This window comes from Bifidobacterium sp. LH_449, assembly GCF_056356755.1.
The window spans coordinates 20,196-44,385 of record NZ_JBKEUV010000004.1 but is presented as its reverse complement, the minus strand read 5'-3'; the positions used below and the strand labels follow the sequence as shown (position 1 = coordinate 44,385).

The window sequence follows — 24,190 nt, the reverse complement described above, 5'->3', positions numbered from 1 at the left end:
CGCACATCAGCTTGAATTTCCTCCATTCATCTACACAGGGAGCGATTATTATGACGCACACTCCTAAGACGTTCCGTTCTCTCACCGAAGGCTGGACGGTCAAGGCACTGAACCCGCAGGCCGCCCCTGAAGAACTGCGTGAAACCATAGCCGCCGGCATCCCCGCCACCGTTCCGGGCGAAGTGACGCTTGACCTGGTCCGTGCAGGCCTGATCGCCGAACCGTTCGACGGCGACAACGAGAACCATCAGCAGTGGATCGGCGACATCGACTGGCAGTACTCCGCCACGTTCGAATGGCACGCGGACGGCAGGAACCGCCACGATCTGGTCGCCTACGGCCTGGACACCGTCGCAACCATCACCATCAACGGCCAGCTCATCGGCTTCGCCCAGAACTATCACCGCACCTATCGTTGGGACGCGCGCGCCGCCCTGCGCGAAGGCACGAACGAAATCGTCGTCACCTTCGCCTCCTCCGTACGCGAATCCGACCGTCGTGAACAGCAGCTCGGCTATTATCCGCACACCGAGCATCATGCGTTCAACCAGCTGCGCAAACCGTCCTATCAGTTCGGCTGGGATTGGGGCATCGACGTTTCCAATGCGGGCATCTGGCAGGCCATCGGCATCGATTCCTGGAACGACGTGCGCTTCGCGGAAGTCCGGCCGCTGGTCGACGTGCTGTCGGACGGCACCGGCGTGCTGACCACCACCGTCCGGCTCGAGCGTGAAGGCAAAGGCCGTATCATGACCAGCGCCGACGCCCATGCCGGGCAGACCCCGGTGCCCGTGACCGTGAAGGTCCGCGGCCACGGTGCCGACATCACCGTGACAGGCACGGTGGAGCAGGGGCGCGATACCGCCACACTGACCGCCTGCGTGCCGAACGCCGAATTGTGGTGGCCGCTGGGCTACGGCGAACAGCCGTTATACGACGTGGCCGTCGTCGCCGGCGAGAACGGTGACGCCGAATGGACGGGCCATGTGGGCTTCCGGACCGTGCATGTCGACACCCGTGCCGACGAAATCGGACGACCGTTCCAGATCTACGTCAATGATGTGCCGGTGCACGCCCGCGGCTACAACTGGGTGCCGATCGACGCCTTCATGACGCGCGGCGACCGCGCCTTCTACGAGCGCCGCTTCCGCGACCTGGTCGAATCCAATTCGAACATGGTCCGCGCCTGGGGCGGCAGCATCTACGAGTCCGACGACTTCTACGATCTGGCCGACGAACTGGGCGTCATGGTCTGGCAGGACTTCATGCTCGCCTGCGCAGCCTACCCGGAGGACGCCGAAACCAAGGCTGAGATCGAAGCGGAAGCCCATGACCAGATCGTGCGCCTGTGCCCTCATCCGAGCCTGACCGTGTGGAACGGCTCCAATGAAAACTACGTCGCCTACTCCGAGTGGGGTGGCGTCAAGCAGGCGCTGCGCGACGACGACAAGCCGGCCAACGAATACGGCTACGGCGAAAAGGGCTGGGGCGACTATTACTACTCCGAACTGTTCCCGGCGCTGCTCGCCGAGCTCGATCCGACGCACGTCTACCTGCCGAGCTCCCCGATGAGCTTCACCAAGTTCGTCGATGCCAACAAGGACGTCGACGGCACCATGCACATCTGGGATGTGTGGAACCGCGTCGACTACCGCGTCTACGCCGACTACACGCCACGCTTCGCCGACGAATTCGGCTACCAGGCGCCGCCGGCATGGAGCACGCTGACCAGTGTGGTCCATGACGAACCTCTCGACCCGTTCGGCGAGCAGATGCTGGTGCATCAGAAGGCCATGGGCGGCAACTACAAGCTGGCCCGTGGCATGCGCTCCCACCTGACGCCGGGCAACATCGACGATGTCAGCTACAACGCCGACGGCAGCCGCAACTGGCTGATTCCGACCGACAATTGGAGCGACATCGAAGACTGGCACTGGGCTTGCCAGTTGCAGCAGGCGCAGGCGATCCGCTTCGGCGTGGAACACATGCGCTCGCTTGAACCGGTCAACGCCGGCGCGCTGATCTGGCAGCTGAACGACGACTGGCCGGTCGTCTCCTGGGCCGCCGTCGATTACAACGGTCAGCGTAAGCCGCTGTGGCATGCCTCCCGTGATTTCTTCGCGCCGCGTCTCGCCACGATCCAGCCGCGTACCTCCGACAAGGCCCGTGAAGACAAGAGCTGGGAGGGCAAGCGCGTCGCCGCCGATTATCTCGGTCTGGTCGTGCTGAACGATACCCGCGAAGCCTGGAAGGGCACGTGGACGGTTCAGCGCATGACCCTGGCCGGCGAAGTGCTCGCTTCCGAAGTCTTCGACGTCGATATGGCACCGGTGTCGCACACCACGTTGCGCCTGAACGATGAAGTCGCCTCCTTCGGCGATGCCTCCAACGAAATCATCGTGGCCACGCCGAGCGATGATGTCTTCGCCCGCGTCATCTACAACGCGGCCGAAGTCATCGACCAGCGGCTTGACCCGCAGCCGCTTGAAGCGACGGTCGCAGCGGTGGAAGGCGGCTACGACATCACGGTCACCGCCAAAGCCTACGCCCGCGACGTGTTCTGCATGGCCGACAAGGTCGATGCCGAAGCCCGCATCGACGGCGGCATGACGACGCTGCTGCCGGGCGAATCGCTGACCTGGCATATCGCCAGCACCGCTGAAATCGCCGCACCGCAGAATTTCGCCGCCGCGAATGTGCTGCGCTGCGCCAACGATCTGAAGCGCTGATCCGGTCGTCCCCGTTACGGCACGCGCCGCGGGAAGCCGTCAAAGGCTGGTGTTGCCAAATGGCGACACCAGCCTTTAATATATGCATTCAGGTAGTGGCGAGAGGTTACGATGACGTTTAAGGAAAAAATCACCATCACTGATGTCGCCCAAGCCGCGGGTGTGTCGAACAGCGCCGTTTCGTATGCGCTGAACGGGAAGGCGGGCGTATCCGAAAAAACACGCAAGCGTATTCTTGACGCGGCGAATTCGTTGGGGTGGAAGCCGAACAGCGCGGCAAAGGCCTTGTCCGACGCCAGCAGCCGAATGATTGGGCTGGCGATATCCATGTCCACCGAAGCGGTCAGCGTCGATTCGTACATCTTCGAATTGTTGGCAGGTCTCGGAACGGAACTGGAACGCAACGGCTATGCGTTGCTGCTGCGCATCCTGCCGGACCCCAACGATCTTGTCAACGTGTATCAGGAGTGGCTTGCCTCCGGAACCATTGACGCGGCACTGGTCTTGAACGTGGAAATCGGCGATCCCCGCGTCGACCTGTTCTCCAAATATCCGCAGTTCCCGGTGCTGGGCATCGCCGATGCGTCCGTGACCAAGGGACTGCCCACGCTGAGCAGCGACGAGGCAAGCGGGGCACGGCAGATCGTCGATTACTTCGCCGAGCTCGGGCATCGCCATATCGCTCGTATAGCCGGCCCGGAACGGTACGCGCACACCTTCATCCGCGATCGAGCGTTCATGGAGGAATCCTCCGAGCTCGGCATCCGCTGCGACTGCCTGCACAGCGACTACTCTCCGACGGTAAGCGCTGATTACACGACGCGTTTGCTGTCCTTCTCCGACTCTCCGACGGCGATCATCTATGACAGCGACGCCATGGCGATCAGCGGCATGCGCACGGCCAAGGAGCGCGGCCTGCGAATCCCGGATGACCTTTCGATCTTCTCCTGGGACGACTCATTCCTGTGTCGGTCGGTGAATCCGCCGCTGACCTCGCTCTCCCGGGACGTCGTCAGCATCGGCCGCACGGCCGCGGACATGCTGCTTCGCCAGATCGAGGGGGAGCATATCCAGGATGCCGTCGAAACCCCATACGAGCTGATCATCCGCGAATCGTCGGGGCCTGCCCCCGTCAAATATCGCGGCGCTGAATGATGCCACGGCGCAGCATCAGCCAAATCAGCATCCATCCGCTGCAGGCGGTCAGCATTACACTCCACAGCAGAATGACGGGCAGCCACGCGCCGGGAACGAACACCGCAAGGATGACCGGCAGAAGATTCAATGCCAGCGCGGCAATCGCAATGGTCGGATAGCGCAAGGCCACGCCAAAGGACTGCGTGATCTGTTCGCGGATGGACAATTTGCTGCGTGACATCAGCGGGAACACGAATCCGGCACCGGCAAGCACGACGAAAATGACCGCCAAGCATATGCCGTACACGATGGCGCTGGCGTTGGTGTTGGCGGCCACATGGCTCAGATACCACAAGTCAATCGTCGCGATGGCGAGAAAACCGATCAGAATGGCGGTCATCGCCACGGAAACCCCGAAACGGCGCTTGAACACGCGCAGGAAATGACGGATGACGTGCGCGTCGTCGCCTTCGTGCATGCAACGAATGACTTCGAACATCGCTCCGGTGGATGCTCCGATCGTTACGACAGGCAGGCAACAGATCAGCCACGTGACATTGAGCATGGCCAAATCACCCAAATGTGACATGAAGGCGTTGTACGGGTTATCTTCGTTGGCGATATTCATGAGTGCTCCTCGGGCGTTGTATGCGATCGGCCGCTGACATGCGGATTGTGCGGCAAGGCGTTCATTCCGCCGGTTCCCCGTACAGGTATCCGACGAAACGTCGTGCGGCGTCGGTGTTCGTGGAATTCGCGGTGAAGCCGACCACCGCGTCGTCGTCGGCGGTGTCCAAATCGTCCCACCTCTTGCTGTCGTCAAGCGTCAGGCCGTACCCCGCGCTGGTTCCTTTGCCGGAACCGTTGTATTCCGGATCGTCATAATTCGAATCGTCGAATCCCGGATATGACACGATGTCGTCGGCAAGCGCATCCTTCTGCGCGTCGTCCAATGGGGACGTCGCCTCAGCGAAGTACCCGTAGCCGCTCAACGTCGCAAAATCATCCGGCTGTGCGATGATGACGTCGATTTCCTTGTTGGCCAGCATGGTCTGCAGTTTCGACAGGCCGTCGGTCTGCAGATTGAAATAGGGGTCGACGACGATGCCGCCTTCGCGGCCTTCCGGCAGTTTCAGCGCCTGTGCGGCCTGCGACTGAAGCTGTTCGGCATCATGCGAATCGATCGCGCCATTGACCACCGCGACATACAGCTTCGGTGATTCCGTGGGCGTTGCGATGTGTACGGCCAAAAAGACGGCGACCGCTGCAGCCGTGACCGTGATGACGATGCGCAGCAGCAGCTCATCCTTGAAATATGCCCATTTGCGGTTCCAAGGCAGGGCACGGAGCGTGGCGAACCGTGATTTGCCATGGAAGGCGATCGGTTCGCTCAGCGCATCAAGCGCCTGCGCCTGACGTTCGCTGAATTCACCGCCGCCGCGGCCCGTGCGCGAAGTATGTGCCATTGCGCCTCCTTGCTTGCATAACCATCATAGCGTGAATTCTGCGTGTTCATTAACCGATTAAGGTACAGTATTGATGGTGTGTTTGCGCGGCCCGTCCGGTGACGATCACGGGTCGGGGCTTCACCAAGGAAGGTAACACAACGAAAGGCGGTTCGATGTTCGACCAGGGGCCACATCTCGTAATGCGTCGTGACGGCGTATGCATCATTCTGAAAACGCCGGAAAATGAAATGCCGCAAGTGGAATATTGGGGTCGCGACTTCGGCGTCGGCACCGAGGAATCCGCGTTGGTCGCGTTGGACGCGATGACGTTGAAGGATACCCCGCCGAACAAGCCGGATGCCGCGTGGCGCCCGTCCCTGCTCCCGCAGGGCGCCGAGGCGTGGGCCGGCCGCCCGGGACTGGAGGCGCATCGCGGCGAGGCTCCGGTGTTCGCGCGGTGGACTTCGGTCGCGACTGAAACGATTAATGCCGACGCCGACGCGATTGTTGGCGTTTGCATCGTGGCCGAGGACGCCGTCAACGCGTTGAAGCTGGAAATGACGTTGTCGATGGAACAGGGCGGCCTTGCCGTCGTGCGGCAGACAGTGACCAATACTTCGGACGCCGTCGCGGAGCCTCTGACCGTCAACTGGCTGGATTCCACGTTGCCGATGCCGAAGCGCGTCAACAGGCTCACCCAGTTCACCGGCCGTTGGCCGCTCGAAAAGCAACCGGCCACCACGCCGCTGCCGGTCGGGTCCATGACGCGGGACTGCCGTCGCGGCAAAACCGGCCACGATACGCCGTGGATGTTCATCGCCTCCGTAGGGGAGCCTCGTTGGAGCGACGGCGAAGCATGGGCCTGCCATCTCGCATGGAGCGGCAACCAGACGTATCGCATCGACAATCTGCCGGCCCACGAACCGGTGCTGGGCGCGGGCGAACTGCTAGGCCCCGGCGAGATCCGTCTCGCTGCCGGGGAACGGTACACGGCGCCGGAAGTCTGCTTCGCCTACAGCAATGAAGGACTCGACGGCATCGCGGCGCGATTCCACACGTGGCTGCGCGCCATGCCCGGCCACGTCGACCCGGTCGCCAAGCCTCGCCCGTTCACGTTGAACACTTGGGAAGCCGTGTATTTCAACCATGACGAAGCCACCCTGAAGCGTTTGGCCGATCGTGCGGCGGAAGTCGGCGTGGAGCGTTTCGTGCTCGACGACGGCTGGTTCCACCTGCGCCGTGACGACACCAAGGGCTTGGGCGACTGGGAGGTCGACCCCGCCGTCTGGCCGAACGGCCTTGACGGACTTGCGCGGCACGTGCACGAGTCGGGCATGGAATTCGGCTTGTGGTTCGAGCCGGAAATGGTCAACCTGGACTCCGACTGCGCCCGCGAGCATCCCGAATGGATCCTGGCCGCGCCCGAAGCGGTTCCCTGCCGGGAAGACATCTCCTACCGCACGCAATACGTGCTCGATCTGGCCAATCCGGAAGCCTACAGGCACGTACGCGATCAGATGGCCGTGCTGATCGGACGGCTGGGCGTCGACTACATCAAATGGGACCACAACCGTGAAGTCACCGAGCCGGTGCGCGACGGGCGCTACGGCCTTCATGAACAGACCGAAGCCTGCTATCGTCTCTTCGACGATCTGAAACGCGAGTTCCCCGGTCTGGAAATCGAAAGCTGTTCGTCCGGCGGCGCCCGCACCGACGCCGGCATCCTACAGCACGCCGACCGCATCTGGGGCTCTGATTCGAACGATCCGCGCGACCGCGTCGACATCCAACGCTGGACCGAGCTCATCGTGCCGCCGGAAATGATCGGCGCACACGTCGGACCGTCCCCGGCGCATTCCACATGGCGCGCCGCCGACCTGAGCTACCGCGCGGCCATCTCGCTGGAGGGCTGCTCCGGCTTCGAATGGAACATCCTCGAATGCTCCGACGAGGAAGTCGCGCAGCTGAAATCCTTCGTCGCTCTGTACAAGGAGCTGCGGGGGCTGCTGCACACGGGGCGCGTCAGCCACGCCGATTTCAACGACCCGTCCCTGCGTGCGCGCGGAGTCACCAATGCCGACCGCACACATGCGGTATGGGTCGTGGCCACCGTCGACAACATTCGCGACGTGCTCGCCGAACGACTGCGCATCGGCGGCCTTGACGCCGACCGCCGATACCGCGTCCGCCTGCGTCGGGACATCGGCGAATCGCACTGGGGTTGGGTGACGCCGCAATGGCTGACCGCGGCGCAAAGCGAGGATGGATTCGTCGCAAGCGGTCTGCTGCTTGCGGAAATCGGCCTGCAGACGCCGAATCTGTGGCCGATGCAGGCGATCGTGCTGGAAGTGACCGCAATCTGACGCAATCCTCAACGACCGTCAACGCAATAAGCAGAACGGGCCGGAAGCGACGTCGCATTCCGGCCCGCAGGCAAAGGAGCAAACGTTTATGAACACTTGGACACCCGTCGACCCGAATCTCACGCCCACCGCGCAGGACCTGTTCGAGGCGCTGCATCAGGCGACCGGGCAATTCTCCATGTTCGGCCATCAGGACGACACATTCTGCAGGCATGCCGCCGACTGCGACTCCGACATCAAAGCCGTCGCCGGCGCATACCCCGCCGTCTGGGGCTTCGACATGGGCCGCATCGAATTGGACTGGGACAGGAACATCGACCGCATCCCGTTCTCGGACATCCGCCGCGAAATGCGCCGCGCCTACGATATGGGCGCGATCGTGACCGTCAGCTGGCATTCGGTCAACCCGATCACCGAGCGTGGTTATGGCGAGAACATGGCGCCGGGCTCCGTCGCCGCAGTGCTGCCGGGCGGTGAACTGCATGGCAAGTATCTGGGCTGGCTGGATCGCGTCGCCGATTTCCTGACCTCCGTCAAGGACGATGCCGGCACGCCGATCCCGATCGTGTTCCGCCCCTACCATGAGCACACCGGCACCTGGTTCTGGTGGTGCCCGGGCTCCTCGGTCGAGACGACCGATAATGCGCCCGAACAGTACGCCGAACTGTGGCGCATGACCGTTGAATATCTGCGCGACGCCCGCGGCGTGCACAATGCGCTCTACGCCTATTCGCCGGACCGCAGCCGCATCGACATGACCGACGACGCCACTCGTCGCGCAGACTACCTGTTCGGTTATCCGGGCGACGGCTATGTGGACGTGCTCGGCTTGGACGATTATTGGGATATCGACCAGGACCTGAACGAAGTGGATCCCGCCGACCGCCACGCGGATCTGGTGAATATCCTGAGCCTGGTCGGCGCATTGGGCGAAGAGCGCGGCAAGCTGGCCGCCGCCACGGAGAACGGATCGCCGAAGGAATTCGCCGCCGCCTACGCCGGTGACGAGGCCCGCCCATGGACCGGTTACCTGCTGTCCGCGGCCAAAGCCAACGACATGACCCGACGCGTGCTGTGGTACCTGCCCTGGCGTAATTCGGCGGAAGCCGTCGGAGGCGGCGCCTACGGCACTCCGGCCCCGGATTCCCCGTACGCAGCCGATTTCCGCGATTTCGTCCGCGACGACTTCATGCGGCTGGCCGACACCCTGCCCGACATGTATCGCGCGGAATGATTGATCGGCCCGTCGCGTGGCGGCTTGTCTGATTTTAGCCGTGAAAAAGACCCTGTAGATTGGCATCTGCGGGGTCTTTGCTCGTGCACGGTTGTGGATGTCGGCCTCATGCGATTTCCTGAAATCATTGTGGAGTTGGCATAGTGCAAGTTGCGTTAAGCAATGACACTTAAATCGAACATATGTTCTACGTGTGTGGTATCGTGATACGACAATGATTAGGCGCAAGGTAAGGTGGAATCATGGAAGATGATCGCATGCATGCGGCTACCTGCGTGGATCGTCCACGAGCGCTCGAGTTCTTTTCGGGAATAGGTCTTGCGCGACTCGGTCTTGAAGAAGCCGGCTTTCAAGTCGAATGGTCGAACGACATCGATGCCGCCAAATGCGAGATGTACCGCAATAATTTCGGAGATGCGCCAAATCATACGCTTATCGAAGGGGACATGAGCGAACTCTCTGGCAGCGATTTGCCTCATGATGCTTCTATTGCTTGGGGTTCTTCTCCCTGTACTGATTTGTCTCTTGCAGGCACTCGCGCGGGATTGAACGGCAAGCAATCTGGTGCATTTTGGCAATATGTGAGGATTCTTGAGGAACTTGGGGAAAGTCGTCCTCCCATTGCAGTTCTTGAAAACGTGAACGGATTGGCCACTTCCCATTCGGGAGAGGATCTTGCCGCAGCCGTGCGCGCTTTCAACGGACTGGGATACTCCGTGGACGTACTGTCCATAGACACTCGTCGTTTTATTCCTCAGTCTCGTCCGCGACTCTTTTTGGTGGGTTTGCAGGACCCGCCGACTGTAGAGCAGCGCGATTCTCCTTTGCGTCCTGACTGGTTGCAGCAGGTCTTTGCCGATACTTCTCTTCGTACACACCGTGCGCCTTTGCCTGAACCACCATCTCCTTTGATGTCTGGGCTCAGTATGTACGTCGAAAACATGGAGGATGACGACGAACGTTGGTGGGATGCAGGAAAGACCGCAAAATTCTTAGATTCGTTGTCGCCTGTCCAGGCAGCCCGTGTAGAAGCGATGCGCGGAGATGCGACTGATTCTTATCGAACTGCTTATCGTCGTACCCGCAATGGCAAGGCGGTTTGGGAAGTTCGTGCGGACGATGTTTCCGGCTGCCTGCGTACTGCTCGTGGTGGCTCGTCGCGCCAGGCGGTCATCCGCTTGGGCAATGGCAAAGCCTCTGTTCGTTGGATGACCCCGCGCGAATACGCTGCTCTTATGGGAGCAGCGCATTACAACATTGACGGGCTTCGTCCAAATCAGGTGATGTTTGGCTTTGGCGATGCTGTTTCCGTCCCTGTCGTGGAATGGCTCGGCAAACACTATTTCATGCCTGCGCTGAACGGTACACTCGGCAAGAACCTGTCTGCTGAACAAATTCTGCAAACGAATCGCGTTGCATAAGTGAGGCAATTGATGGAAATGAATCTGACTCCTATCGATGACTTCCGGAAGTCTCACAAAGTAGAAACTAAGGGAGCTTTGGCCGCGGCTATCCAACTGAATCGCTCCTTTTCCTCAGACACGCTTCCCATTGATGCCGATGACTATCGCACGAACAAGGAAGGCCAAGTCAAGGGAATTAGCAAAGAAAATTGCCAGAAAATTCTCGCGGAGTATGGCATCACACGGCTTCTTGCGGCAGAGGGCGGACGTACCAGCCGCGGCACTATGGCATTGATGCATGATTATGCCGAACTCATCAACGAATTGAACCCGACCGCGGAGCAGTTCACGGAAATCGAACGATACTGGATTAAACGAATCCAAGCGTTTTTCACCGGCAAACCGTTCAAATTGGAAGCCGATAGCTCACTTTCCGTCGATGCGGCGGTGGAGCATCTATTGCAGCAGGCGGCACAGCGGCAGAAGGAAAATCCCGGCACCATGTATGTCGGTACCGTTCTTCAGCACCTTGTTGCAGCAAAACTCACCATTGTTGCGCCAGAAGTAGAAATCAATGGCGCATCTGTCGCCGACGACCCGACTGGGCGTGGAGGCGATTTCAATATCGGTGATACTGCCATCCATTGCACTACCGCTCCTGCGTCTCTGCTTATGGATAAATGTCAGCGCAACATCAAAGCTGGGCTGCATCCAATCATCATCACTGTGCGGGACCGTGTCAAAACCGCATGGGATTTAGCCTCTGATATGGGGTTTGAAAACCGCCTTGAAGTTTGGGATTTGCAATCCTTCCTTTCCAGCAACGTGCACGAGCACGGTCACTTCACCAGCGCGGCACGGCGTGAAACTCTTTCGCGTCTCGTTGAAGCATACAACCGCATCATTGATGAGCATGAGAGCGATCCCAGCCTGCGCATCGAATACGGCGGCTAGCCCTTACTTGGTGGGCCTGTGTGTCTAATAGAAGAGAGAGAGGGATGTCTATGGCGACAATATGTGCTATCCGGTCCGCTTATTTCCGTCGCCTAATTACAAGAACAACGGCGACAATAATGGAAAGCGCCATGTTGATGAGCAATGCCTTGTTCTGCATTGATAGCGATAGCAGTATTACGGCAGCGCCGTATGCAGTTATGAATATGGAATGCGGCGTGCCGAAAGATTCAGCCAGGCAATTGCCGATAAGGATTGCTGTGATTCCAAAAATTATTTGAAGAATTACTATTATGCCGATTTTCGGCGGATTATTGCTGGGATAGTCAAAAGCGCGATAGAGAAAATAGTAATTGGCCAGGCTGTAGCATATTTGGAGAATGATGCCTGCAATCAAAAATTGCCTGGCTGATCTTTCCAGACCTTCCGTCGGCTTTTTATGGCGCCGGATGGAGGCGTATTCCAGGAAAATCCACACGAGCGCCATCATCAGATTGAATGCCGGAAGAATCAGGATTTCCCACTTATTGCCGAATCGGTCGATGCTTCCGCTGCTGCCGTAATGCATGGGCACAGCGTCGGGAAGATAGGGGTAACAGTAGGCAAAAACCATCGCCGGCAATGCCGCAAATATCAATAGAACGGTTCTGATGAATCTGGCGGTGATGTGTTGCTTCATTGGAGTCGCCTCTGAATGCGAGGGCGCATTCCACTTTCCTCTTCCACAATTCCACTGCGATATATTATATGCAATTGTTTGTCGCAGATGGCTGTTTTGCGGCTCTGTGTGAGATTGAGTAGTTGTTCCATCGGTTTTCGTTCCGATATCGTCCGTGCACAGGGCAAGCAAAAGCCCCGCAGACTTACGATGAAGCCTGCAGGGCCGACGGGAGTCGTCATGTACAGCAGCTGAGTGAAGGGGTGACGTCGAATAGGCCGTCACCCGGCCGTCCCGTCCGCAACTGCCGGCCTACGCCTTCTTCCGCTGCGTCAGCTGATACGCCGCGAACAGCACGGCCAGCCAGATCACGCCGGCCACGACGGCGATGCGGTAGCTGGGGGAGAAGCACATCAGCACGACGATCATCGCGAGGAACGCGATCACCACATACGGCGTCACGGAAGCGAACGGCAGCTTGAATTGGATGCGGTCAAGCGCCTCTCGCCCCTTCAGGCCTGCCAGTTCGCCCGGACCCTCGCCGGCGGCGACCTTCTTGCGGAATTTCAGTTCGGTGATCATCAGCATGGTCCAGTTGATGATCGCGGAGATGGTCGCGATGCTCATCAGATAGTTGAACGCGAATTCCGGCCAGACGAATACGACGACGACGGCCACCGCGGTCAGCGCGGCGGAGGTGAGCACGCCGGCCATCGGCACGCCGTGGAAGTTGACCCGTCCCAGATATGCGGGGGCGTTGCCTTGCCTGGCGAGGGAGTACAGCATGCGCGAATTCGCGTACAGGCCGGAATTGTAGACGCTCATCACGGCGGTGAGGCATACGAAATTGAGGATGCCCGCGGCCGCGTGCACGCCGACGGAGTCGAAGATCTGCACGAACGGGCTGGAGGTGCCGTCGATGGTGTTCCACGGCATGACGGCCATGATGACGCCCAACGCGACGATGTAGAACACGAGGATGCGCCAGATGATGCCGTTGGTCGCCTTCGGGATGGTGGCGCGCGGGTTTTCGGTTTCGCCTGCGGTCACGCCGATCAGCTCGGTGCCGCCGAAGCTGAACATGACGACCACCAATGCCATGAGCAGGCCTGTCCATTGGCCGTCCGCGGTGCGTGTCATGAGGCCGTTCGGCAGGAATCCGCCGTCGATGTTGATGAGATTGGCGAATGATGCGGCCACGCCGGACGCGGTCGGCACGGATGCGATGATGACGTACAGGCCGCCGATGACCATGGCGATGACGGCGACGATTTTGATGATCGCGAACCAGAATTCGAATTCGCCGAATTTGCTCACGCCCAGCAGATTGCCTGCCATGATGACGACGAGGAAGAACGCGGCCGACGCCCATTGCGGGATCGAGGGGAACCAGTAGTTGACGAACGAGCCGACGACGGACAGTTCCACCATGGAGACGAGCACGTAGTTGAACCAGTAGTTCCATCCGGAGATGAAGCCTGCGCGCTTCGACCAGTATTTGGTGGCGTAGTAGCTGAACGCGCCTGCGCGAGGCTCTTCGACGCTCATTTCGGACAGCGCCCGTACGATCAGGAAGATGACGAGGCCGCCGATGAGGTAGGCGAGCAGGATCGCGGGGCCCGCAAGCTGGATGGATTCGCTGGAACCGTAGAACAGGCCGGTGCCGATGGCGCCGCCGAGTGCGATCAGCTGAATATGGCGGTTTTTCAAGGATTTGCGCAGCGCTGCCGGCGTATCGTCGCTGGCGGCCTCATGCGCTGAGGCGAGCTTGGCGCCGTCTGCTGCGGTTTGGTCGGATGTGTGTGCCGTGGCGGTCACGATATCCCCCTCTTCTGTGGATGTTCGCCGCACGGTTTCGCCGGAGGCTGCGGAATCGCCGCCGGTTTTCCGTGCGGTATCACCGTATTGTATGGGCCGAAGATGAAGTCCCACATGTCGGGCCAGTATATGGGATGACATAGCGGCGCAGGATTCCGGTCGACGGCGTCTGCGATCTTGTGAGGGGAGGACGCCGGTTGCAGGACACATGCTGCGACTCGCCGCAGGCTTTCGGGATTCCTTCAGGCCTGCTGATCTACCATGGAGGTAAGCGATCGCCGCGGCCTGTGCCGGCGCGCGGCGGCACAAGGGATGTGTGGCCGAGGAGGTGTGCAATGGCGTATATCGAATTCGACCATGTGGTCAAGGAATATCCGTCCGGCGACGGGGTGATCCGTGCGCTTGACGAAGCGAGTTTCACCGCCGATCAGGGGCGGCTTACGGTGATCCTGGGCCAGTCCGGCGCCGGCAAGACCACGGCGTTGAATATTCTGGGCGGTATGGATACGGCCACTTCCGGCCGTGTGGTCGTGGGCGGCCGTGACATCACGGGCCTGCGCAAGAAGGACCTGATCGGATATCGCCGTACGGATATCGGTTTCGTGTTCCAGTTCTACAATCTCGTGCCGAATCTGACCGCGTTGGAAAACGTCGAATTGGCGTCCCAGATCTGCGTCGACCATTTCGATCCCGCGGAGACCCTGCGCAAGGTCGGTTTGGGCGACCGTCTGAAGAATTTCCCCGCACAGCTTTCCGGCGGCGAACAGCAGCGCGTGTCCATCGCCCGCGCCATCGCGAAGAAGCCGAAACTGCTGCTGTGCGACGAGCCGACCGGCGCGCTCGACTATGAGACAGGCAAGGAAGTGCTGCAGCTGCTGCAGGACATCTGCCGCTCCGAGGGCATGACGGTGATGATCATCACGCATAATTCCGCGCTTGCTCCGATGGCGCACAAGGTCGTGCATTTCCGTTCCGGCAAGGTGACCAGTGAGGAGATCAATCCGTCGCCGATGCCGATTGCTGATATCGAATGGTAGGTGAGGACGATGATTGGCGGCGGGAAGCATGATGCGGCGCGCAGCCGGTCGCATGCGCCCGGCATGTCTGCCGCGTTCGTGAAGGATACGCTGCGCTCCTGGCTGCATGGTTGGAAGCGTTTCGTTTCGATTGCCGCGATTTCGATGTTGGGCGTTTCCGTATTGACGGGCATCTACGCGGGTTGTCGCGACGCGTTGCTGGCGGCCGACCGTTTTTATGCGGCGCAGGGCTTGCATGATATTCAGGTGTTGTCCACTTACGGTTTGACGGATGATGATGTGGCCGCGCTGCGTGATATCGACGGCGTCGTCGATGTGCAGCCCGAACGCAGTCAGAGCGTGGAAACGAAGGTGAACGGCACCGACAAGACGGTGACGATCACCGAAATCGCCGATGATGGCATGGACAGGCCGTATCTGCAGGAAGGCCGTATGCCGAAGAAGGCCGGCGAAGTCGCGGTGACGGCGAAATTCCTGGTGGAGAGCGGCTATGAGATCGGCGACGATCTGACGGTGACGCCTGTCGAATCGGATGGGATCGCCGGTCTGACGGATGTCTCTTCCGATGATGACGCCGACAATGCCGATGCTTCTGCGGGGAATGCGGACAGCGGCGCCGAATCCTCTCCGGAATTCCCCACGGAATTGACGATCGTCGGGCAAGTGCTCGACCCGAAGGATCTGAGCAATCCGGAAGGGTACAGTTCGGCGGCGTTCCGCAAATCCGTGGCCTCCGATTACACGTTTTTCGCGCCTTCCGACGGTGTCACCGGCAATGTGTATACGGCCATCAATCTGACCGTCGACGGGGCCGCCGACCTGGACTCGTTCTCCGACGAATATGACCGCATCGTCAACGAAGTGGCCGATCGAATCGGCGAACAGCTGCAGAACGAACGGCAGAAGGCGCGGCGCGATCAGATCGTCGCAGCAGCGCAGGATGCGCTGGCTGAGGCGAAGACCGACGCCTACCGGCAACTTGACGACGCGCAGGCCGAATTGGACGGCAATCAAGCTGAAATCAACGCCAATCGGCAGACCGTCGAAGAAAACAGCAGCCAATTGGACGCCACCGAAGCGACACTGCTGGACGGCGAACGGCAGATAGCCGACGGGCGTGCGCGGATCGAACAGGGGCGCGTGCAGATCACGCAAGGCCGTCAGCAATTGGAGGACGCCCGCGCGCAGCTTGAAGCGGGGCGGGCGCAGCTGGAAAGCGGGCGCGCGCAGCTTGAAGCGGCGAAAAACGAACTGGCGGCGAATAAAGCGCAAGTCGAAGACGGTCTGAATTCGTTGGACGCTTCGATCGGCGTCCTCGATCAGGCGATGGCACTGCTTGATCGGATCCAGCAAAGCGGTGCGGCGACGGATGATGGCGCCGCGACAGGCGACGTCGCCGTCGATGAGGCCGCAAACGATGTCGCCGTCGGCGAAGCCGTCGGGAATGCCGCCGATATCGGTGTCATCAACAACGTGCCAGATGAGGAGCCTGCCGATGGCGACGCCGCCGCACTGTGGTCGCAGGTCGCGCAACTGCTCGCGCCGTTCGGCATCGAGATCGACCCGGCCAATCCGCCCGACGCCGCACTGCTGCAGCAGCAGCTCACCGAACGGCGCGCCGGCCTGCAGCGGCAGCGCGACGAATTGCAGAACACCCTCGACACCACCATCATTCCGGCCGAAAACGAGCTTGCGGCGCAGGACGTGCAGCTGACCGCACGCGAACAGGAATCCGCGGCGGCGCAGCAGGAGCTTGACGCGCAGGCCGCGACCTTGGAAGCGAACGCGGCGCAATTGGAAACGCAATCCGCGCGATTGGAGGCCGAGGCCGCGCAGTTGGCGGACGGAAAAGCCCAATTGGAGAGCGGCCGGGCGCAATTGGAAGACGCACGCCGGCGGCTTGCCGACGGTCAGACGCAGCTTGACGACGCGCAGCGGCAGCTGGACGAACAACGCGAAAAGGCCGACGACGAATTCGCCGAACAGCAGCAGAGCATCGGCGACGTCGCCGATGCGACCTGGTACGTGCAGACACGGTCTTCGATCAGCGGTTTCAGCTCCTTCGAATCCGACATGACCTCCATCGAGGCGATCGGCCGCGCATTCCCCGTCGTGTTCCTCATCGTCGCCGTGCTGATGAGCCTGACCACGATGACGCGCATGGTCGAAGAAGAACGCGGCCTGGTCGGCACATACACCGGCCTTGGCTACGGGCATGTCGCCATCGCGCTGCGCTACGTGCTGTTCGCCGCGCTCGCCTGCCTGATCGGCGGCGGCCTTGGCCTGCTGGTCGGCTTCCTCGGCATCCCGGCCTTTCTGCTGACCGTCGTCTCCGGCCTGTATGTGGTCCCTGACGTGAGGCTCGAATACGATCTGCTGACGGGCAGCGGCGGCATCGCCCTGTTCGTCGTCGGCGTCGTCGCGGCCACGATCGTCGCCGCCGTGGGCGAGATGCGGCAGACGCCGGCCGCGCTGATGCGGCCGAAAGCGCCGAAGGCCGGCGCGCGCGTGCTGCTGGAGCGTATTCCGGCGATCTGGAATCGTTTGAGCTTCCTCAACAAGGTGACCGTGCGCAACATCGTGCGCTTCAAGAGCCGCCTGATCATGACGGTGGGCGGTGTCGCCGGCTGCACCGCGCTGATCGTATGCGGCTTCGCCATCAACGACAGCGTCGACACGTTGGGCGTCAAACAGTATGGCGACATCTACCAGTACGACATGATGGTGGTCAGCGGCGATACGGATGCGGATGCGATGCGTGGCATGATCGCCGCGGACGGCAAAACCGAGCAGACCATGGATCTGCGCATCGACAGCGGCGATATGGCATACGACAATGCCGGTGAAACCGTGCAGTTGATGATTATTCCCGACGGGCAGAACGCCGAATTGAACACGATGGTCACGTTGAATGACGCGAGCGGCAAGCATGACACATTGTCGTTGGGTGATTCCGGTGTGATTGTGGCGCAATCCGCGTCGAATGCGCTTGGCGTCAACGCCGGTGATACGATTACGCTGCGCGACGGCGCAATGCGGCATGCCGACGTGAAGGTCGCCGCAATATCACGCAATCTCATCGGCTCGGACGTGTATATCAGCGAATCCTTGTATCGCAGCGCATTCGGCGTATCCGCGCCACTGACATGGAATGCGATGCTGGCCACGCTGAAGGGCACGGATGCGGAGAAAATCGATTACGTGCGGCAGTTGAGCGACGAGCCTGCCGTATTGAGCGCCCTCAGCACGGATGATATGCGTGAAAGCTTCGGCTTCGATCTGATGAGCGCCGTGGTCGTGCTGATTGTGGGATTGGCGGGCGGTCTCGCGCTGGTCGTGCTGTTCACGCTGTCGAATACGAATGTGTCGGAGCGTGTGCGCGAAATGGCCACGCTGAAAGTGTTGGGCTTCTACGATCGCGAAGTGCACACGTATGTGAACAAGGAAATGCTGATTCTGACGGCCGTGGGCATGCTGATGGGCCTGCCATTGGGTCGTTGGATAGGCGGCCTGCTCACTGCGGCGTTGAATATGCCGTCGCTGTATTTCGAAGTGGAGGTCAAGCCGTGGAGCTACCTGATCGCCGCGGCCGTCACCATGGCCTTCGCCATCATCGTGCACCTGTTCACCAATCCGGTGCTGGACCGCATCGATCCCGTCAGCTCGCTGAAAAGCGTGGAGTAGCACGGCTCAAAACCGTCAAAACCATATGGCTGTAACGGTTTTGAGCCTGGTCTGTGCAAACATTATGGTCTGCGCGGCACTACGCAAACATATGCTCGGCGTCTACAAGGAATAATTGCGGATCTGCGTCTGCCTTTGCCTGCGTTGCCTCGCTGGAGGGATGCCTGGTGAATAGGTAAAACACGCGTTCGCCTTTGTTTTTGATTAACGCCGACCGTGCCCGGAGCCTGTCAATGGCTTCGGTTTCATTCACGTGCTCCCGCCATTTGCATTCGCCGAGCAGTACTTTGTGATTGATGGAATCCGCCATGACCACGTCGATGTCGGTGCGTTCGCGCGCCAGCGGATCATTGCCCCACCATTTGCCGATTGCCGTGGGCGGGAATCCGAACGATTCCTCATCGCGATGCGCGAGAATCCATTGCGTGCACATGTCTTCGAATTGCTGTCCGACATACGTGTCGAAAACCGCTCCTCCGACGGCTGTTCTCGCCGCAAGATCACCGCGTCCGGTGTCGATGATTGCGCGTGCGGGGCTTACGAATTTGTACCGATATGCGAAGAAAGGGTCTTTGATTTTCCACAGCCCTTTACGGGAATGCGTCGGATCTTCGCCGAATGGCACGATCCGTTCGGCGATTCCCAATTGATCCAATGTCCGCAAATACGAGCCGACGGTGTTGTATTCCACACCTGCATATTCCGCGATTTCTTTTGGCTTGGTGCGTCCGGCGCCGATTGCGTCAAGAATTGAACTGTACAATGCAGGTTCGCGTAATTCTTGCCGCATCGGCATCATCGGCTCTTCATAGAGAATGCCGGATTGGTTGAAGCAGCGGGCGGCGATGTTGTCTTGGAATGACAGGTTGGCGTCGACTTGTTCCCAATAATATGGAGTGCCGCCGAGCGCCGCACAGCACCATAAGCACGTTGGTCGATTTGAAATGATGATCGATGGCGATTTGCAGTGTTGACGGTGGCGAGGGGGGTCGGCAATGGCCGCGTAGGGGAATTCGTCAAAGACGAAAATAAAAGGTTGTGCCGGCTTTTCGCTGGTGCGTTTGACGATGAAAGAAAAGGCCTCGTCCCAGTTGACGAATCCTGTGGATGGAGCGGGCTCGTTGAAGAATTCGAAAATGCGTTGCGGGAAATCACGCAGATTCGCGGCGTCGCTTTGCTCTTTGGCCGTGAACCATAATGCGCTGCGCTACTTGCGGAATTGGTTGATGAGAGCCGTTTTTCCAACGCGACGACGGCCATATGCGACCACCATTTGGAATTTGTTGAGTGAATAATGGCATTCGAGGATTTGCAATTCCCGGGCTCTGCCTACGAACATGGGTGTTCTCTTTTTCCGGGTGTCCTTGGCTATGACCGCAATTCGTTATTCTACTGTGTTCGTAAGCAAGGTGCTTGCGATTACTGTGCTTATGGACATCTTGTTTACGAACACAGTATTGTTGACGAAAGTGAAATCAGTGTCTGCTGTCCAAGTTTGCCATGTTCGTAACATGACGTGGTTGGGGTGCGGGTAGGCTAAGGCAGCATTATGAGCAACAACATTGAACCCTCCCATCAAACGCAGTCCGACGGCGGATCGGGCGCGCAAGGCGGCCTCGCCTCCGTCGAATCGCTCGACCGCGGCAACGACATGGCCCGCGGCCTGAACAACCGGCACGTGCAGTTCATCGCCATCGGCGGCACCATCGGCACGGGCCTGTTCCTGGGCTCCGGCAAGTCGATCGCGTTGACCGGACCGAGCATCATGTTCGTCTACATCGGCGTCGGCCTGATCATGTTCCTGCTGATGCGCGGCATCGGCGAACTGATGTACCGCGACCCCAGCCAGCATACGTTCATCAATTTCATCACCCGCTATCTGGGCAACGGCTGGGGCAGATTCGCCGGCTGGTCGTATTGGATCGTGCTGATCCTCATCGGCATGAGCGAGATCACTGCGGTCAGCACGTATTTCATCACGTTCTTCAGCACGTTCGGCATCGACCTTTCGCATTGGAAATGGCTGATCGAACTGTGCTTCCTGGTCGCTTTGACCACGATCAACCTGATCGCGGTCAAAGCGTTCGGCGAGGCGGAGTTCTGGTTTTCGATGATCAAGATCACGCTGATCTGCGCGATGATCGCCACCGCCGTCGTCATGGTGGTGGTCGGCTACCATTACGACGCCGTGCGGATTCCGGGGCAGGACGCGATTTCGCCGGCGGGCCATGCCGGGATCGATAACATCACCGACGGCTTTTCGCTGGCGCCGAACGGCTGGCTGAATTTTCTGATGAGCTTCCAGATGGTGTTCTTCGCCTATGAGATGATCGAATTCGTCGGCGTCACCGTGTCGGAGACGGAGAATCCTCGCAAGGTGCTGCCGAAGGCCATCAATGAGATCATCGTGCGCGTGCTGATCTTCTATGTCGGCGCGCTGGCCGCGATCATGGTGATCGTGCCGTGGGATGTGTTCCAGCCGAATTCGGACGGCTCGTTCGCGTCCCCGTTCATCATGGTGTTCAAATATGCGGGCCTCGACTGGGCCGCAGCGCTGGTGTTCTTCGTGGTGATCACCGCCGCGTCCTCGGCGCTGAACTCGCTGCTGTACTCGGCGGGCCGCCATCTGTATCAGCTGGCCTCGGAGTCGAAGTCGCCGACGTTCTCGAAATTGGGTGAGGTCTCGAGCCGGAAGGTGCCGGCGAGGGCGATCGTCGCATCCGCCGCGCTGATCCTGCTGTCTCCGATCATCAATGCGATCCCGGGCATGTCCGATGCGTTCGTGCTGTTTTCGTCGGCTTCGAGCGCGGTCATCATCTTCATCTATGTGCTGACGATGGTCGCGCACCGCCGCTACCGCCGCTCCTCCGATTTCATCGCCGACGGTTTCCTGATGCCGGCCTGGAAGGTGACGAACACGCTGGCGATCGTGTTCTTCGTGTTCGTGTACTGCACGCTGTTCATCGGGGCCGATACGCGCGGCTCGGCCATCGCGGGCCTGGCCTGGCTGGCCGTGTTCGGCGGCTATTGTCTGCTGCACGAACGCTGGCAGAGCCGCGATCTGAAGGCGTCGCTGAAAGGCGTTGGCGAATAGCGTCGGTGATTGATGCCGGCTGATGACCGATGTCGGCTGATTTGCAGGAATGCGGTGCTGCGCTGTGCGGCGCCGCATTCCTTTTGTGGTATGAATAGTTGACGGTGTGAGCTAATATGGGAGTCCGCATAATGATTGACGCGATAGGAGGCGCGATTTATGGGGTTTGAGCAGGAAGCGCTGCAGGCGTTGATTCACGCCTCCATGGTCCATCGTTCGCAAATGGAGCAGTGGATGATGCGCTCATCGAAGGGGGAGCGTTTCGCCTTGCGTCAGCTGCGGGAGCGCGGTGCGCTGTCGCCTTCGCGGATCGCGGATGCGATGCGGGTGAGCTCGGGCCGAGTGTCCACCATACTTGGCTCGTTGGAGAAAAAGGGTCTGGTCTCCAGACAAGTCGATCCCGATGATCGCCGCAATGTGATTGTGACCATCACCGAGGCCGGAACCGAGCAAGCCCGGCGGGACCATGAGGCGATGAAGGAATCCATCTGCTGGATCTTCTCGCAGATGGGGGAGCGGCGTACCCGCGAATTCGTCGATCTGGCAGAGGAATTCCTCACCTATATGGCGTTGCGCGAGCCGGGCGGCCCGGAGCCCACGCCGGAACAGATCAAAGAGGCCTTCGAAAAGTAAGCCGCTGGCAGCGGGGAATTCTGCCGTCGGGAAAATCGACGTGCTTTCAGTATTCGCTCAGCATTGTGCGTAATATCTTACACCGTAAGAAATTCAATAATGGAAATTAAATAACACCAACAGCAAGGGGAATCAATGCTACGCATCTTGAAATACCTCTCCAAAGCGGAGATAGGGCAGATGCTCATCGCTCTGGTGACCATCGTCGGCCAAGTCTGGTTCGACCTGAAGCTGCCGGACTACATGTCCGAGATCACCACATTGGTGGAGACCCCCGGCAGCGAAATGCACGATATCTGGATCGCGGGCGGCAAGATGCTGCTCATTTCGCTTGGGTCCGTCGCCTGCGCCATCGTCACCGGATACTTCTCCGCGCGCATCGCGGCCTCGTTCGGACAGCGTCTGCGTTCGCTCGAATTCCGCAAGGTCGAATCCTTCGGGCCGGCCGAGATGAACCGATTCTCCACGGCAAGCCTCATCACGCGTTCCACCAACGACATCACGCAGATCCAGATGTTCATCACCATGGGCCTTCAGCTCATCGTCAAATCGCCCATCATGGCGGTCTGGGCCGTCGTCAAGATCGCCGACAAGGGCTTCGAGTGGACGCTGGCGACCGGCATCGCCGTCGTCATCCTGCTGGCGACCATCGCCATACTCATGGCTTTGGTCATGCCGAAGTTCCGCGCCATGCAGACGCTGACCGACAACATCAACCTTGTCTCACGCGAAAACCTGACCGGCCTGCGCGTCGTACGCGCCTACAACGCCGAAGACTACCAGGAGCGCAAATTCACCCAGGCCAACAAGGACCTGACCGACACCCAGCTGTTCACCAACCGCTCCATGGCCATCATGATGCCGCTGATGAACACCGTCATGAACGGCCTGATGCTCGCCGTCTACTGGATCGGCGCATACCTGATCGACGCCGCCGAGGCGGCGGACAAGCTCACCGTCTTCTCCAACATGGTTGTCTTCTCCAGCTACTCCATCCAGGTCATCATGAGCTTCCTGCTCATGAGCATGGTCTTCGTGCTGTGGCCGCGCGCCGACGTCTCTGCGCAGCGCATCATGGAAGTGCTGAACACCAAGCCGCTCGTCACCGGCGGCACCCGTGAAAACGGGGAGGCCGGCAGGCGCGGCGACATCGAATTCCGCAACGTCAGCTTCGCCTACCCCGATTCACGCGACACCATGCTGGAAGGCGTCAACTTCACGGCCACCCGCGGCCAGACCGTCGCCTTCATCGGATCGACAGGCTCCGGAAAATCCTCGCTCATCAACCTGGTGCCGCGCTTCTACGACGTCACCGAAGGGCAGGTCCTAGTCGACGGCGTCGACGTACGCGACTACAAGCTGAAGACGCTGCGCGACAAAATCGGCTACGTGCCGCAGCAATCCGTCATGTTCAAAGGCACCGTCGCATCCAACGTCTCCTACGGCGACCAGCCGGGCGACAGCGACGAAGTCGAAATGGCGGACACCTCCACCGCCGCGGGCCGCAAGCGCGAAGCCCTGCTGCTCGCCGCCGAAAACGACCGCGCACTGACGCAACGGCAGATGGACGACGTCAGAACCGCATGCGACGTGGCGCAGGCATCCGAATTCGTCGGCAACATGGAGCGCACATACGAAGCGGCCATCTCGCAGGGCGGCTCCAACGTGTCCGGCGGCCAGAAGCAGCGTCTGTCCATCGCACGCGCCGTCTACCGGCATCCGGAAATCCTCATCTTCGACGACTCCTTCTCCGCGCTCGACTTCAAAACCGACCGCGCGGTACGCGACGCGCTCGCCGAAGAAGCGAAGGACTCCACCAAACTGATCGTCGCGCAGCGCATCGGCACCATCATGGACGCCGACCTCATCATCGTCCTCGACGACGGCAAAGTCGTCGGCCAAGGCACGCACCGCGAACTGCTCGACAGCTGCGAAGTCTACCGCCAGATCGCGCAGTCCCAGCTGAGCGAAGACGAATTGAACGCGTAAGGAAGGGAA

Annotated in this window: 16 protein-coding genes and 1 pseudogene; 12 read left to right on the top strand and 5 right to left on the bottom strand. The window is 60.1% G+C overall.

Translation table 11 applies throughout. The annotated features are described in order from the left end of the window. Positions 1 to 50: 50 nt before the first annotated feature. The 3 genes and pseudogenes from AC1AX7_RS04505 (at position 51) to AC1AX7_RS04495 (ending at position 3,884) form a co-directional block, all read left to right on the top strand. Positions 51 to 2,729: a glycoside hydrolase family 2 protein gene (locus AC1AX7_RS04505; RefSeq protein WP_476508906.1), complete on the top strand. Its 2,679-nt coding sequence runs from the start codon at positions 51 to 53 to the stop codon at positions 2,727 to 2,729. Between the two features lie 111 nt (positions 2,730 to 2,840). Next, a pseudogene (locus tag AC1AX7_RS04500) lies at positions 2,841 to 2,939 on the top strand (LacI family DNA-binding transcriptional regulator); the annotation flags it as partial. A 117-nt stretch (positions 2,940 to 3,056) separates the two neighbouring features. Further along, positions 3,057 to 3,884 carry a LacI family DNA-binding transcriptional regulator gene (locus AC1AX7_RS04495; RefSeq protein WP_476509031.1) on the top strand — a complete coding sequence of 276 codons (828 nt, stop codon included), beginning with the start codon at positions 3,057 to 3,059 and terminating at the stop codon, positions 3,882 to 3,884. Here AC1AX7_RS04495 and AC1AX7_RS04490 read toward each other — a convergent pair. Together AC1AX7_RS04490 and AC1AX7_RS04485 are read right to left on the bottom strand one after the other, a co-directional pair. Next, a complete protein-coding gene (locus AC1AX7_RS04490; RefSeq protein WP_476508905.1) occupies positions 3,862 to 4,494 on the bottom strand; it encodes a YesL family protein in 633 nt (210 codons plus the stop codon). The genes AC1AX7_RS04495 and AC1AX7_RS04490 overlap by 23 nt on opposite strands. Before the next feature lie 61 nt (positions 4,495 to 4,555). Next, positions 4,556 to 5,332, bottom strand: a complete 777-nt coding sequence (locus AC1AX7_RS04485; RefSeq protein WP_476508904.1) for a hypothetical protein — start codon at positions 5,330 to 5,332, stop codon at positions 4,556 to 4,558. 230 nt (positions 5,333 to 5,562) lie between these two features. On the opposite strand from AC1AX7_RS04485, the gene AC1AX7_RS04480 reads away from it, so the two are divergent. The 4 genes from AC1AX7_RS04480 (at position 5,563) to AC1AX7_RS04465 (ending at position 11,268) form a co-directional block, all read left to right on the top strand. After that, positions 5,563 to 7,677 (top strand): alpha-galactosidase, encoded by a 2,115-nt coding sequence (locus AC1AX7_RS04480; RefSeq protein ID WP_476508903.1) that lies wholly within the window; start codon positions 5,563 to 5,565, stop codon positions 7,675 to 7,677. 88 nt (positions 7,678 to 7,765) lie between these two features. Continuing rightward, positions 7,766 to 8,911, top strand: coding sequence for a glycosyl hydrolase (locus AC1AX7_RS04475; protein ID WP_476508902.1), 1,146 nt, complete (start codon positions 7,766 to 7,768; stop codon positions 8,909 to 8,911). A gap of 242 nt (positions 8,912 to 9,153) precedes the next feature. Beyond that, the gene (locus AC1AX7_RS04470) at positions 9,154 to 10,332 is read left to right on the top strand and encodes a DNA cytosine methyltransferase (protein WP_476508901.1); all 1,179 of its coding nucleotides are present in this window, start codon (positions 9,154 to 9,156) and stop codon (positions 10,330 to 10,332) included. A 12-nt stretch (positions 10,333 to 10,344) separates the two neighbouring features. Beyond that, the gene (locus AC1AX7_RS04465) at positions 10,345 to 11,268 is read left to right on the top strand and encodes a DUF4928 family protein (protein ID WP_476508900.1); all 924 of its coding nucleotides are present in this window, start codon (positions 10,345 to 10,347) and stop codon (positions 11,266 to 11,268) included. Positions 11,269 to 11,347: 79 nt separating this feature from the next. Here the strand turns inward: AC1AX7_RS04465 and AC1AX7_RS04460 are convergent, their stop codons facing one another. Then, positions 11,348 to 11,947: a DUF1648 domain-containing protein gene (locus tag AC1AX7_RS04460; RefSeq protein ID WP_476508899.1), complete on the bottom strand. Its 600-nt coding sequence runs from the start codon at positions 11,945 to 11,947 to the stop codon at positions 11,348 to 11,350. 291 nt (positions 11,948 to 12,238) lie between these two features. Beyond that, a complete protein-coding gene (locus AC1AX7_RS04455; protein WP_476508898.1) occupies positions 12,239 to 13,744 on the bottom strand; it encodes an amino acid permease in 1,506 nt (501 codons plus the stop codon). 335 nt (positions 13,745 to 14,079) lie between these two features. On the opposite strand from AC1AX7_RS04455, the gene AC1AX7_RS04450 reads away from it, so the two are divergent. Then, positions 14,080 to 14,781, top strand: coding sequence for an ABC transporter ATP-binding protein (locus tag AC1AX7_RS04450; RefSeq protein ID WP_476508897.1), 702 nt, complete (start codon positions 14,080 to 14,082; stop codon positions 14,779 to 14,781). A 9-nt stretch (positions 14,782 to 14,790) separates the two neighbouring features. Next, the gene (locus tag AC1AX7_RS04445; protein ID WP_476509030.1) at positions 14,791 to 18,465 is read left to right on the top strand and encodes an FtsX-like permease family protein; all 3,675 of its coding nucleotides are present in this window, start codon (positions 14,791 to 14,793) and stop codon (positions 18,463 to 18,465) included. A gap of 79 nt (positions 18,466 to 18,544) precedes the next feature. Here AC1AX7_RS04445 and AC1AX7_RS04440 read toward each other — a convergent pair whose 3' ends face one another. Further along, complete coding sequence (locus AC1AX7_RS04440; protein WP_476508896.1) at positions 18,545 to 19,264, bottom strand: ATP-binding protein; 720 nt, start codon at positions 19,262 to 19,264, stop codon at positions 18,545 to 18,547. Between the two features lie 750 nt (positions 19,265 to 20,014). Here AC1AX7_RS04440 and AC1AX7_RS04435 point away from each other — a divergent pair. The 3 genes from AC1AX7_RS04435 (at position 20,015) to AC1AX7_RS04425 (ending at position 24,181) form a co-directional block, all read left to right on the top strand. After that, positions 20,015 to 21,559 (top strand): amino acid permease, encoded by a 1,545-nt coding sequence (locus tag AC1AX7_RS04435; RefSeq protein WP_476508895.1) that lies wholly within the window; start codon positions 20,015 to 20,017, stop codon positions 21,557 to 21,559. 159 nt (positions 21,560 to 21,718) lie between these two features. Beyond that, positions 21,719 to 22,192, top strand: a complete 474-nt coding sequence (locus AC1AX7_RS04430) for a MarR family winged helix-turn-helix transcriptional regulator (protein ID WP_476508894.1) — start codon at positions 21,719 to 21,721, stop codon at positions 22,190 to 22,192. A gap of 135 nt (positions 22,193 to 22,327) precedes the next feature. Beyond that, entirely contained in the window at positions 22,328 to 24,181 is a 1,854-nt protein-coding gene (locus tag AC1AX7_RS04425; protein ID WP_476508893.1) for an ABC transporter ATP-binding protein, read from the top strand. Positions 24,182 to 24,190: the final 9 nt, after the last annotated feature.

Bases quoted from the DNA above. Each gene is read 5' to 3' on its own strand.
- AC1AX7_RS04470 (WP_476508901.1), top strand. From the start codon at position 9,154: ATGGAAGATGATCGCATGCATGCGGCTACCTGCGTGGATCGTCCACGA.
- AC1AX7_RS04465 (WP_476508900.1), top strand. From the start codon at position 10,345: ATGGAAATGAATCTGACTCCTATCGATGACTTCCGGAAGTCTCACAAA.
- AC1AX7_RS04505 (WP_476508906.1), top strand. From the start codon at position 51: ATGACGCACACTCCTAAGACGTTCCGTTCTCTCACCGAAGGCTGGACG.
- AC1AX7_RS04445 (WP_476509030.1), top strand. From the start codon at position 14,791: ATGATTGGCGGCGGGAAGCATGATGCGGCGCGCAGCCGGTCGCATGCG.
- AC1AX7_RS04480 (WP_476508903.1), top strand. From the start codon at position 5,563: ATGCCGCAAGTGGAATATTGGGGTCGCGACTTCGGCGTCGGCACCGAG.
- AC1AX7_RS04440 (WP_476508896.1), bottom strand. From the start codon at position 19,264: ATGATGCCGATGCGGCAAGAATTACGCGAACCTGCATTGTACAGTTCA.
- AC1AX7_RS04450 (WP_476508897.1), top strand. From the start codon at position 14,080: ATGGCGTATATCGAATTCGACCATGTGGTCAAGGAATATCCGTCCGGC.
- AC1AX7_RS04430 (WP_476508894.1), top strand. From the start codon at position 21,719: ATGGGGTTTGAGCAGGAAGCGCTGCAGGCGTTGATTCACGCCTCCATG.
- AC1AX7_RS04425 (WP_476508893.1), top strand. From the start codon at position 22,328: ATGCTACGCATCTTGAAATACCTCTCCAAAGCGGAGATAGGGCAGATG.
- AC1AX7_RS04460 (WP_476508899.1), bottom strand. From the start codon at position 11,947: ATGAAGCAACACATCACCGCCAGATTCATCAGAACCGTTCTATTGATA.
- AC1AX7_RS04495 (WP_476509031.1), top strand. From the start codon at position 3,057: ATGTCCACCGAAGCGGTCAGCGTCGATTCGTACATCTTCGAATTGTTG.
- AC1AX7_RS04485 (WP_476508904.1), bottom strand. From the start codon at position 5,332: ATGGCACATACTTCGCGCACGGGCCGCGGCGGCGGTGAATTCAGCGAA.
- AC1AX7_RS04435 (WP_476508895.1), top strand. From the start codon at position 20,015: ATGAGCAACAACATTGAACCCTCCCATCAAACGCAGTCCGACGGCGGA.
- AC1AX7_RS04490 (WP_476508905.1), bottom strand. From the start codon at position 4,494: ATGAATATCGCCAACGAAGATAACCCGTACAACGCCTTCATGTCACAT.
- AC1AX7_RS04475 (WP_476508902.1), top strand. From the start codon at position 7,766: ATGAACACTTGGACACCCGTCGACCCGAATCTCACGCCCACCGCGCAG.